Origin of the sequence: Lutispora thermophila DSM 19022 (assembly GCF_900142105.1) — a bacterium.
GTDB lineage: Bacteria > Bacillota > Clostridia > Lutisporales > Lutisporaceae > Lutispora > Lutispora thermophila.
Map to the genome: position 1 here is coordinate 109,637 of NZ_FQZS01000003.1, position 12,174 is coordinate 121,810.

Annotated in this window: 12 protein-coding genes; 10 read left to right on the top strand and 2 right to left on the bottom strand. The window is 37.0% G+C overall.

Translation table 11 applies throughout. The features are described 5' to 3' along the window. Positions 1–11: 11 nt before the first annotated feature. The 6 genes from BUB48_RS00565 (at position 12) to BUB48_RS00585 (ending at position 5,388) form a co-directional block, all read left to right on the top strand. Positions 12–1,112, top strand: coding sequence for a sodium ion-translocating decarboxylase subunit beta (locus BUB48_RS00565; protein WP_073023425.1), 1,101 nt, complete (start codon positions 12–14; stop codon positions 1,110–1,112). A gap of 13 nt (positions 1,113–1,125) precedes the next feature. Then, the gene (locus BUB48_RS18755) at positions 1,126–1,254 is read left to right on the top strand and encodes an OadG-related small transporter subunit (RefSeq protein ID WP_278308931.1); all 129 of its coding nucleotides are present in this window, start codon (positions 1,126–1,128) and stop codon (positions 1,252–1,254) included. Between the two features lie 99 nt (positions 1,255–1,353). After that, positions 1,354–2,190, top strand: a complete 837-nt coding sequence (locus BUB48_RS00570) for an Asp23/Gls24 family envelope stress response protein (RefSeq protein ID WP_073023427.1) — start codon at positions 1,354–1,356, stop codon at positions 2,188–2,190. A 24-nt stretch (positions 2,191–2,214) separates the two neighbouring features. Next, entirely contained in the window at positions 2,215–3,111 is an 897-nt protein-coding gene (locus BUB48_RS00575; protein WP_242944132.1) for a DNA-3-methyladenine glycosylase family protein, read from the top strand. 2 nt (positions 3,112–3,113) lie between these two features. After that, positions 3,114–3,794, top strand: coding sequence for a DUF554 domain-containing protein (locus BUB48_RS00580; protein WP_073023429.1), 681 nt, complete (start codon positions 3,114–3,116; stop codon positions 3,792–3,794). A 736-nt stretch (positions 3,795–4,530) separates the two neighbouring features. Continuing rightward, positions 4,531–5,388 (top strand): Mrp/NBP35 family ATP-binding protein, encoded by an 858-nt coding sequence (locus tag BUB48_RS00585; RefSeq protein ID WP_073023431.1) that lies wholly within the window; start codon positions 4,531–4,533, stop codon positions 5,386–5,388. A 28-nt stretch (positions 5,389–5,416) separates the two neighbouring features. On the opposite strand, the gene BUB48_RS00590 is transcribed toward BUB48_RS00585, so the two are convergent. Both BUB48_RS00590 and BUB48_RS00595 read right to left on the bottom strand, forming a co-directional pair. After that, entirely contained in the window at positions 5,417–5,785 is a 369-nt protein-coding gene (locus BUB48_RS00590) for a hypothetical protein (RefSeq protein WP_073023433.1), read from the bottom strand. 2 nt (positions 5,786–5,787) lie between these two features. Beyond that, positions 5,788–6,171, bottom strand: coding sequence for a YtxH domain-containing protein (locus BUB48_RS00595; RefSeq protein WP_073023435.1), 384 nt, complete (start codon positions 6,169–6,171; stop codon positions 5,788–5,790). A 1,211-nt stretch (positions 6,172–7,382) separates the two neighbouring features. Here BUB48_RS00595 and groES point away from each other — a divergent pair. From groES to BUB48_RS00615, 4 genes are all read left to right on the top strand, one after another. After that, positions 7,383–7,670 (top strand): co-chaperone GroES, encoded by a 288-nt coding sequence (groES, locus tag BUB48_RS00600; RefSeq protein WP_073023437.1) that lies wholly within the window; start codon positions 7,383–7,385, stop codon positions 7,668–7,670. Between the two features lie 14 nt (positions 7,671–7,684). Then, positions 7,685–9,313 (top strand): chaperonin GroEL, encoded by a 1,629-nt coding sequence (gene groL, locus BUB48_RS00605; RefSeq protein ID WP_073023439.1) that lies wholly within the window; start codon positions 7,685–7,687, stop codon positions 9,311–9,313. Between the two features lie 111 nt (positions 9,314–9,424). After that, positions 9,425–9,928, top strand: a complete 504-nt coding sequence (gene moaC, locus BUB48_RS00610) for a cyclic pyranopterin monophosphate synthase MoaC (RefSeq protein ID WP_073023441.1) — start codon at positions 9,425–9,427, stop codon at positions 9,926–9,928. Between the two features lie 508 nt (positions 9,929–10,436). Further along, complete coding sequence (locus tag BUB48_RS00615; protein WP_073023443.1) at positions 10,437–12,173, top strand: NADH-dependent [FeFe] hydrogenase, group A6; 1,737 nt, start codon at positions 10,437–10,439, stop codon at positions 12,171–12,173. Position 12,174 lies beyond the last annotated feature (1 nt).

Below are 12,174 nucleotides of genomic sequence, written 5' to 3' on the forward strand. Positions count from 1 at the left end.
AGATGTATTAAATGACTGACTTACTTACCGGTTTTAAGGCATTGAGCTTAGGGAACATTTTTATGTTCGTAGTAGCTTTTTTTCTGATCTATCTAGCAATAGAAAAAGAATATGAACCAATGCTGCTTTTGCCCATTGGATTTGGTGCCATATTGGCCAATATTCCATTTTCAGGTGCCATTGGAGAACACGGTCCCCTTACAATACTTTTTAATGCAGGAATAATAACGGAATTATTCCCATTGTTGATTTTCATAGGAGTAGGCGCAATGATAGATTTTGGACCCTTGCTTAAAAATCCTAAAATGCTACTTTTTGGAGGAGCTGCTCAGTTCGGTATATTCTTTACCATGAGCATGGCTGCCTTATTTGGATATAATTTGAAAGAAGCGGCTTCCATAGGAATAATAGGCGCTGCCGACGGTCCCACATCAATTTATGTAGCAAATAGGTTTGCAATGAATCTGTTGGCTCCGATATCTGTAGCAGCTTATTCATATATGTCTCTGGTGCCTATAATCCAACCTCCTGTAATAAGGGCATTGACTACAGAATCAGAAAGAAAGATAAGGATGCCCTATGAGGAAAACAGCATATCAAAGAAGGTTAAAATTATATTCCCTATAGCTGTTACTTTGGTAGCAGGTATAATTGCCCCCACAAGTGCGGCTTTAGTAGGTTTCCTGATGTTTGGCAATCTTCTTAGAGAATGCGGGGTAACTGAAAGACTTTCAAAATCAGCACAGAATGAATTGGCCAATTTGGTTACAATACTATTGGGAATAACTATTGGCTCAACAATGACAGCAGAAGGATTTTTAAAATTAGATACATTAAAGATAATTGGCATGGGATTGGTAGCTTTTATATTTGATACTGCAGGAGGAGTTTTATTTGCCAAGTTCCTGAATTTGTTCAGCAAGAATAAGATAAATCCTATGGTTGGAGCGGCAGGTATATCAGCCTTCCCAATGTCTGCTAGGGTAATACAAAAGGAAGCTCAAAAGGCAGATCCGTCAAACTTCATACTGATGCATGCAGTAAGTGCCAATGTTGCAGGACAGATAGGTTCAATAATAGCCGGCGGTCTTATATTGGCATTGGTAAAATAGAGGAGGTTGTATCATGAATTTATCAGTATTCTATGAAAGTTTAAAGGTAATGGCTAATGGCATGTCAGGTATCCTTATTGTTATGGCCGTATTTTACATGTTAATAACAGTATTGACAAAATTATTTCCAGAAAATCAATAATTAGCATATTTAAAAATTCAATATATATGATAAAATAATAGTTAACTTAAAAATGAGGGCATTATGATGTCCTCATTTTTTTGAAAGGAGCAATATCTGATGAAAGTATATGCCCTCATAGGACATAGCGGTACTGGAAAAAGCTATAAGGCTTTCATGGTGGCCAAGGACAGAGATATCGAGTATATAATTGATGATGGACTTTTGATTTGTGGCACCAGAATCATTACTGGCAGTTCAGCCAAGAAGGAGAAAACCAAGTTGGCCGCTGTTCGAAGAGCATTGTTCAAGGAAGATAAACATAGGGAAGCAGTTAAGGCTGCAATAAAAGAATTAGCTCCTGAGAAGATATTAATTTTAGGAACGTCCAACAAGATGGTGGAACAGATTTCAAAGTCTCTGGATATACCTTTACCCTGTGAGGTGATCTATATAAATGAAGTATCAACAGAATCAGAAATAAATATTGCAATAAAGTCAAGAAGGAATGAAGGCAAGCATGTTATACCTGTGCCTACAGTGGAGGTAAAGAAAGATTTCTCTGGTTATTTTATTGATTCTCTGAAAATATTCAGAAAGAAAGAGAAAACAGGAGATGTGACTGAGAAGACCATAATAAGGCCTACGTTTAGTTATCTTGGCAAATATGAAATATCAAAAAATGCATTGATTCAGCTGATAGAAATTACTGCTGTGAAATATGAAGGTGTCCATAAGGTCGATAAGGTGAGGATAGACAGCAAAACTGAAGGAGTCATAATAGACATAGATGTATCTTTGAACCTTATGAAAAGGCTGGATTTGATGATGAGGGATATTCAAAAAGTGGTGGCGGAAAAACTGGAATATACCACAGGTTTGAATGTTTTAGCTGTAAATATACGGACGGTAGGTCTAGTGCTTTTGGATAAAGGTATATATATTGGAGAAACCTAAGAAATGAGGGTGAGAGGCATGAAAATGAACAATATAGATGTTAAGGAAATAGATAATGGGTTGATATTAGAGAATGTCAACGATTTCAATGCAAAGCATATATTTGAATGTGGTCAGTGTTTCAGATGGAAGCAGGAGGCGGATGGAAGCTATACTGGAGTTGCATTTGGAAAGGTAATAAATGTTAAGTCTGATGAAGAAAATAAAAGGGTTCAATTGCTGAACACCAATATTCAGGATTTTCAGGATATATGGTTTGATTATTTCGACATGGGAAGGGATTATGGAGAGATTAAGAAAAGGCTTTCTGAGGATCCGGTTCTTAAAACAGCAATAAAGTACGGTGAAGGCATAAGAATATTGAAGCAACAGCCATGGGAGATGCTTATTTCATATATTATATCTGCAAACAACAGAATACCTATGATAGCAAGAAGTATAGGGCTTTTATCACAGATGTATGGACAACCCATAAATTATAATGGAGAGACATACTATGCATTTCCTACACCTGAAGAGTTGGCGGAAGCTGAACTCTCAGACATAGAAAAATGCAGAGCAGGCTTTAGATGCAAATATATTCACCAAGCCATAAAGATGGTTTTAGAGGGAGTCATAGATCTGGATCATATAAAAACTCTAGATATGGATGATGCCCGTAAGGAGCTGTTGAAGGTTCCAGGTGTAGGGGTAAAGGTGGCAGATTGTATCATGCTCTTTTCTATGGAAAAGTATGGGTCATATCCTGTGGATGTCTGGATAAAGAGGGTCACAGAGCATTTTTACCTCCATGAAGAGGTGCCCATGAAGAGAATACATGAATTTGCCAGGGAAAAGTTCGGCGATTTAGCAGGCTTTGCTCAAGAGTATTTGTTCTATTACGCTAGAGAGATGAAGATAGGGACTGGCAAGGGGGAATAACTATGATATTAGCAGGAGCCATTGCAAACGCGTTAGGAGTATTTATATGCGGAATAATAGGTACATTTATGAAAAAAGGATTGCCCAAGAGATTCGGAGATACCATCATGTACGCTTTGGGACTGTTTACATTGGCCTTGGGAATCGATTTCTTTACGGAATCAAATGAAATGATGGTGCTTATTTTTAGCTTAGTGCTGGGTACCATTATAGGTGAATTGATTGATATAGAAAAAAGATTGGAAAATATGGGTAATTCCCTACAATCCAGATTTAAGGGAGCAGGAGGAAGATTCTCTGAAGGTTTTGTAACGGCAAGTTTGCTTTTTTGCGTAGGATCTATGGCTATTATGGGATCTTTACAGAGCGGATTATCGGCAAACCATGAGGTATTATATGCAAAGACTGTTATGGACTCTATCTCTGCAATTATTTTCGCTGCTGCCATGGGATTTGGAGTAGCCTTATCTGCCGTGCCTATCTTAATATATCAGGGCGGTTTGACTTTGGCAGCATCGGCAGTGGCTCCCTATCTAAGTGATGCAGTGGTCAGCGAAATGACTGCAGTAGGGGGAGTTCTGCTTGTTGGACTGGCCTTATCCATTTTGGATATTAAAAAAGTAAGGGTAGGCAACATGCTTCCGGGTATATTTTTGCCCATTGTTATCATGATGTTTATGTAGTTGAACTATGAGTTTTAGGGGATTCCTTTGAGGTCTTTTTTTAGGAACACGAATTGCCACGGATTAGCACTGAGGGTTATTTTTGAGAACACTAGAATATACAAAAAGTGAATTGTAGTTACTGTAGCGACATAAACCAATCTAAGGGATATATAATATCGTATAGGGTATTAACTTTGAGTGACTCTAACGCTCATCGAAAAGAGAATTCTAACGGCGCAAAACGGCATCCTTGCCCTACGCTTCGCCAATTTGCGCTTATCGCAGCCTCCATGCTGCGCTTACGAATTCTCTATTTTAGATTTCGCAAAAAGTCACTGGCAAAGTTAATAAAAATGCTTTCTTATATGTCCCTTAGATTTTACTGTATACTCGCATAGCTTTAGGTATTCCTATACCGTTCTGTTTTGTCATAGGTGCTGAGAGATATGGTATTACTTTAGGGACAAGATTTTTTCTGCTTTGTATTACAGCCTAAAAAATTTATATTATACTTTAGTGTATTTTAGTAAAAGTTTAGTGTCTTTTAGTGTTTTCAAAACCCCTCCGTGTTAATCCGTGTTCCTCACAAAGACTTTAGAGGAATACCCTAAAAACCGCATGCCATGTGCCGTTTGCCAGAACAGGAAGGAATATCCTCACTACTTGCAACAGAAATACCATAGGCAACGCAATAAAATTGATAGAAGTCTCAAATAATAAGCTATAAATTAAATAAGATTAGGAGATGACTTTTATGGATCAATATGAGAGTAAGTGCCAAGCTATGGGCTGTGACAAAAGGGGTTTTTGTTCAGAAGGCTGTGAAGCAGCTGCAGGAGAAAATGATTCTAACGTAGAAGTAAAAGCGAAAAACTTCACCAAAAAAGTAATTGGAATAGTAAGCGGAAAAGGTGGCGTAGGCAAGTCACTAGTTACATCAACATTGGCAGTGCTTACAATGAGGAGAGGTTACAATGTAGGCATCTTAGATGCGGATATAACAGGTCCTTCAATTCCAAAAATGTTTGGCATAAGCAATAGGGCGGTGGCATCTCAAGAAGGTATTTTGCCTGAGAAGACCAAAAATGATATAAAGATAATGTCAATTAATCTTCTTTTGGATGAAGAAGATACGCCGGTGGTATGGAGAGGACCTATTGTTTCCAGTGTAGTGAAGCAATTTTGGAATGATGTTGTTTGGGGAGATGTAGATTATCTATTCATTGATATGCCTCCGGGAACCAGTGATGTAGTACTAACTGTATTTCAATCCATACCTTTGGATGGAATAGTGGTGGTTACAACTCCTCAGGATCTGGTACATATGATAGTTCGAAAGGCGTATAATATGGCAAAAACCATGAGAGTGCCTGTTTTAGGCATAATAGAAAACATGAGCTATGTAAAATGTCCTCATTGCGATGAAGAAATCAGAGTGTTTGGAGACAGTCATATAGATGATATAGCCGCAGGTCTTGGGATAGAGGTTTTAGGAAGAATGCCTATAGATCCTGAACTTGCGAAAGCTAGCGACAGAGGTGAAATAGAAAAGATTCATAAGGAATATCTTTCGGAAGCTATAAATTATATGGAGAAGTATCTTAAAATTTAAGAAAAAAATAATACCCTCAAATTGGGTATTATTTTTTTGAAAAGGTGTTTACTAGAACCTTTATTATTTCGCATATTATCTTAACATATTCTACTGCTTCTTGAGTACCGGAACTCACAGCTACTACGGTTTCTGATATTGTATCTCCTACCGAATCCACTGTGGCAGCAGCTTTTTCCACTCCCTGTTTCACATTTACTGCCGCTTCATCTATATTGGCAGCAATGGAAGGGAGCTTGTCCATTGCTTTGTCTATATTGGAACCATGTCTGTCTAATAGTTCTTTCACCTTTTTTAATATGGCGGATAAATGATTAAGTACAATGAAAAGGTAAACACCTAAGCCTACTGCGATTATAAAGAGTATTAAAAGACCCAGGTCTTTATAGGAAATCATATCTAGGCCTCCTCTTTGGTACCGCTGCAGCAGTCACAGCACTCTTCATCATCGCAGCATATGTCTTCTTCTGCTGCAACCTCTTCTTTTACCTCTTCTCTATTTTTCTTTATGCTAGCGATTCTTTCTTTTCCTTCTTCAACAATTTTAGATATCTTTTCTCCTACTTCGCTGGCATTATCTTTAACGCTCTGAGCAGTTTTCTTGGCTGTATCTGCAATATCTTTTCTTGTTTCTTCTCCGGATTTAGGTGCAAAAAGAATGCCTGCCGCTGCACCTACAGCAGCACCTATACCCAAGCCTACTCCTACCTTTTTAGCTGTATCAATCGCTTTAGCTCTTTTCTTTTCTTTCTTTGACTTTGCCAAAGCTTCCTTTAATGACATAATACTCCCTCCTTATTCCAAGTTATGATTAATATGTACATTATACAGAAAAATATTATCAACTTCAACAAAGTAATAAACAATTTTTACTATTAAGAAAAGTTTATTTTCCCAAAAGGTGATATATACTATAATTAGAAAATGCTGTAAGTACTAGTTTCCCATAATCGCATAATATTGCACAGACCACGGTATGTTACTGAAGCTTTATACTAATTAAGATATAACGATTAAAAAGGGGGGTGGCATGATTTTAAGAAATTTCCGTAAGATTTCTAGTTTTATTGCTTATTGCTAATATGACTGTATCCATGGATGAATGTACAACTAAAATGAGAAATAAAAGAGTTGATAAATAAAGAGAGAAATGCAGACCTTATAACTCTTCGCGACCCTAATTATGCACTGAACTACTATGACAGAATTCTACTTCTAGAGGATGGAAAGATTATGGCAGAGTTTTATACAAAAGAAATGGGTGGTATTTCTCGACAAAATATTCATAAGTATATATGGTGACGTAGAAATAATGAACCATAGAGAAAAATATGTGATGGTGAGGTTGGATACATGAAATCCGAATACAACTATAGATAAAAATGATAAAGATGACAAAGTATTCGGACAAGGATCATATAGGCTTTTAATACTTGTAGACAAGTCAGATTATCTAAATAAAGCTGCCGGTGAAATGGGCATGTCTTATTCAAAGGTACTTAATATATTGAGAAGAGCTGAAAAAGTATTAAATTGTAGCTTTTGGAAAGAGCGATAGCAGGTGACAAAGAGTGAGATTCAAAACTAACACACAATACTAGGGATCTTATTTATTAATATGAAAGGTTTATAAGTGACGTTTCATAATATTTTTCTCCAAAACATGAATTTAATAGAAACTTTTGGCTATAATATGAAAGGCTTTAATTACATGTTTTTAAATATCAAGGAAGTTTTTTATAATTATATTTTTTATTTAGTTTATAGATTTGAAAGAATTGGAGCATATATAAAGAAAAACAATGCAATAGAGAGATAAATTGAATTAATATAAGAAAATAAGCAATAAATCCAAAAAAATGCTAATTTAAATATTTGCGAAGTGTAAAACCATTATTTATTATTATATTGTGATTAGCACTCATCTTAGGTGAGTGCTAATAATGAAGGATACATATTGATTTTGAATAATAAAAGTTTAAGGAGGGTTATAAATGAACATTAAACCACTTGGAGACAGAGTTGTTATTAAAGTATTAGAAAATGAAGAAACAACCAAAAGCGGTATAGTATTACCCGGCACTGCAAAGGAAAAACCAATGCAGGGTGAAGTGTTGGCTGTTGGTTCAGGAGAATTAGTTGACGGTAAAAGAGTACCCCTCGAATTAAAGGTTGGCGACAGAGTAATATATTCTAAATATGCTGGCACAGAAGTTAAAGTTGATGGCGAAGAATATTTGATCCTTAGACAAAATGATGTATTGGCAATAGTAGAAAAATAAAGGAGGGTAAATAAATGGCAAAACAAATCAGATTTGGTGAAGATGCAAGAAGAGCTCTTGAAAGAGGCGTAAATCAACTGGCAGATACAGTTAAAATAACATTAGGACCTAAGGGAAGAAATGTTGTATTAGATAAGAAATTCGGTTCCCCACTTATCACAAATGACGGTGTAACAATTGCAAAAGAAATTGAGCTTGAAGATCCCTTTGAGAATATGGGAGCTCAATTAGTTAAAGAAGTTGCCACAAAGACAAATGATGTAGCAGGCGATGGTACAACAACAGCTACATTACTTGCTCAGGCTATTATTAGAGAGGGTTTGAAAAATGTTGCTGCAGGAGCAAACCCAATGATTTTAAAGAAAGGTATCAACAAGGCTGTAGCTACTGCAGTTGAAGAAATCAAAAAGATTTCCAAACCAGTAGAAAATAAATCAGCTATAGCACAGGTTGCTTCCATATCAGCAGCAGAAGAGTCCATCGGAGAAATCATTTCCGAGGCTATGGAAAAGGTAGGCAAGGACGGAGTTATAACTGTAGAAGAATCAAATACCTTCGGAACAACTTTGGATGTAGTAGAAGGTATGCAGTTTGACAGAGGTTATGTATCTCCTTACATGATCACAGATACAGAGAAGATGGAAGCTGTTCTTGATGATCCATATATACTTATAACTGACAAGAAGATATCCAATATTCAGGATCTTCTTCCAATATTAGAGCAGATAGTTCAACAGGGCAAGAAGCTTTTGATAATTGCTGAAGATATTGAAGGCGAAGCTCTTGCTACATTGATAGTAAACAAATTAAGAGGAACATTTACTTGCGTTGCTGTTAAGGCACCTGGCTTTGGTGACAGAAGAAAGGCTATGCTTGATGATATAGCTATACTCACAGGCGGACAGGTAATATCTGAGGAATTAGGTTTAGACCTTAAAGAGACTAGAATTGATCAATTAGGAAGAGCAAAACAGGTTAAAGTTCAGAAAGAGAACACAATAATTGTTGACGGTGCTGGAGATCCAAAGGCAATAAAAGACAGAGTAAAACAGATTAAGGCTCAGATAGAAGAAACTACTTCTGATTTTGATAGAGAAAAGCTTCAGGAAAGACTTGCTAAGTTGGCAGGCGGCGTAGCAGTTATCAAAGTTGGTGCTGCAACTGAAACAGAGCTTAAGGAAAGAAAACTGAGAATCGAAGACGCTCTTGCTGCAACAAAGGCTGCAGTAGAAGAAGGTATAGTACCTGGTGGAGGAGTTGCTCTGTTAAATGCTGTAAAAGCCGTTGAGGAATTACTAAAGGATGCTCATGGAGACGAAAGAACAGGTATCCAGATCATAAGAAGAGCTTTGGAAGAACCAGTAAGACAAATTGCAGAGAATGCTGGACTCGAAGGTTCAGTAATAGTTGAAAAAGTTTTAAACAGCGAGCCTGGAGTAGGTTTCGATGCATTAAATGAAAGATATGTCAACATGATTGAAGCAGGTATTGTTGACCCAACAAAGGTTACAAGATCGGCATTAGAAAATGCTGCATCCGTTTCTTCAATGCTACTCACAACTGAAAGCGTTGTAGCAGACATACCTGAAAAAGAAAAAGGTATGCCAGGAGCCGGAATGGGCGGAGACATGGGAATGTACTAAAATCCACTTAGTGGGCTGCATGATTTATGCAGCCCATTTTGCTTTTTGCTGGTATTATTGCATATTACAGGTATAATATTAGTTAAAAGTATAAATTCGGAGGTAAATGATTTGGAAAGATTAAATCATTTAAATGAGAGAGGATATGCTAAAATGGTTGATGTAACAGAAAAAGATGAAAGCATAAGGGAAGCAGTGGCAAAGGGTTCAGTCTACATGAGCAAAGAAACCATAAGAGCCATTATTGAAGGGAAAATCAAAAAAGGAGATGTGTTGTCTGTGGCTCAAGTGGGAGGGATAATGGGAGCAAAGAGCACTTCTGACATAATACCCATGTGCCACAATATCAACATATATGGAGCGGATATGGACTTTAAAATAGACAAAGCAAATTGTAAGATTGATATAACAGCTGCAGTAAAGACATATGGAGTAACTGGGGTAGAGATGGAGGCATTGACAGCAGTATCAGTAGCAGCTCTCACTATCTATGATATGTGCAAAGATATAGATAAAGAGATGATCATTTCGGATATACATTTGGTAAAAAAGACAGGGGGAAAATCAGGAGATTTCCATTTCACAAATATACTCAGGAATACAACTTGTAGTTAGAAGAGTATATATGGTGTAAAGTGGGAGATGATGGCATTGAACGAGGGCGCAGTGAAACCTGGAGATATAATAAAGATTATGGATTGACTTGTTGTGATAAACATATTGATAGGCATATGATTATATATAAAATAGATATATGGTAATTTGCCGGGGACTTTTGGTATAAACAATCAAATAAAACCAGTACATGCAGTTAATGTTATCGAAATAGTTTGACAATATATGAGTAAAGTAGTAGAATAAGTATGGAGAAATGTTAAATAAATAACGATTATTCATAGGCCAGCTATAAGCTAATGATAACTAAATAGTTCCTGATCTGTAACTCTAAGGGTTATTTGTGGGGTACAGGTGGATGGGTATGGATGAAATATCCATGTCTCGTGTATTGAAAGGAGTAGTATATACGCTATATATGAAAATATATAGTTGTGTTTTACTGAACTAGACTCCTTTTTATAGGGGTTTTTTTCATTATCAACTCTATTGTAAGGGGGATAAAATAATGGACATGGTAAACCTGACAATTGATGGCATCAAGACTCAGGCTCCTAAAGGCACAACGGTTTTGGAAGCAGCCAGAAGCTTGAACATCAACATTCCAACTCTTTGCTATCTGAAGGATATAAATGAAGTTGGAGCTTGTAGAATGTGCCTTGTTGAAGTTAAGGGTGCAAGAGCTTTGCAGGCAGCATGTGTTCTTCCTGTTTCAGAAGGCATGGAGGTCAAAACCAATTCAAAGGCTGTGAGAGAAGCTAGAACAACAGTATTGAAACTTATATTAGCAAGGCATGAAAGGGAATGTCTTACATGTTCTAGAAACCTTAAATGCGAGCTTCAGAAGCTGGCCGAAGATATGGGGATAGATACTGTAGACTATGAAGGTGAGAAGATTCATTATAAAGTTGATATGGCATCTCCTTCAATAGTCAGAGATCAGAATAAATGCATACTCTGTGGAAGATGCATAAGCGTTTGCAAGAATGTTCAAGGGGCAGGGGTCATAAATTTTGCACGAAGGGGTATTAAAACTACAGTTACAACTTCTTATGATAGAAGCCTTTCTGATGTTGCTTGCATTACTTGCGGACAATGCATTAAAGTATGTCCTGTAGGTGCCTTGAGGGAAAAAGATGACAGAGATAGGGTATGGGAAGCTTTGGATAATGATGAGCTGTACGTAATTGCTCAAACAGCTCCTGCTGTCAGAGTGGCTTTGGGTGAAGAGTTCGGATTGCCTGTGGGCACTAATGTAGAAGGTAAGATGGTTGCAGCTCTAAGAAGGTTAGGCTTTGATAAAGTTTTTGACACGGATTTTGCTGCAGATTTGACTATTATAGAAGAGGGAACGGAACTCATTAACAGAATTAAAAATGGTGGCAAGCTTCCGATGATTACATCATGCTCACCTGGTTGGATTAAATATTGTGAACATTATTATAGTGATTTCCTTGATAATTTATCTACATGCAAATCACCACATCAGATGCTGGGAGCATTAGCTAAATCTTATTATGCTGAAAAGATGAACATAGATCCCAAAAAGATATTCGTAGTATCAGTAATGCCTTGTACAGCTAAGAAGTTTGAATCAGGAAGAGATGAATTGACTGTAGATGGATTGAGAGATGTAGATGCAGTATTGACTACAAGAGAATTGGCCAAGATGATAAAAGAAGCAGGAATAGATTTCAAATCCTTAGAGGATGATAAATTCGATAGGGTTATGGGAGAATCTACAGGTGCAGCAGTGATATTCGGTACAACAGGCGGAGTTATGGAAGCTGCTTTAAGGACTGTAGCAGATTTATTGGAAGGAAAGGACCTGGATAATATAGATTATACTCCTGTAAGAGGTTTGGAAGGAATAAAAGAAGCAACTGTAAAGATTGGAGACTTAGATGTTAAGGTCGCTGTTGCCCATGGAACCGGCAATGCAGGAAAACTTTTGGAAAGAGTAAGAAATGGAGAAGCAGATTATCATTTCATAGAAGTAATGGGATGTCCTGGAGGTTGCATAAACGGAGGAGGACAACCAATAATAATTGACAAGGAAAAAACAGAAGAAGTATGCAGACTGAGAGCCCAGGGCTTATATGATATCGATAAGGGCATGGTACTGAGAAAGTCCCATAAGAATCCTGAAATAAAAGCTTTGTATGATGATTATCTTGGAGAAGCTAACGGACATAAGGCTCATCATCTTCTTCATACTCACTATGTAAAGAGAGAAAGGGTATAAG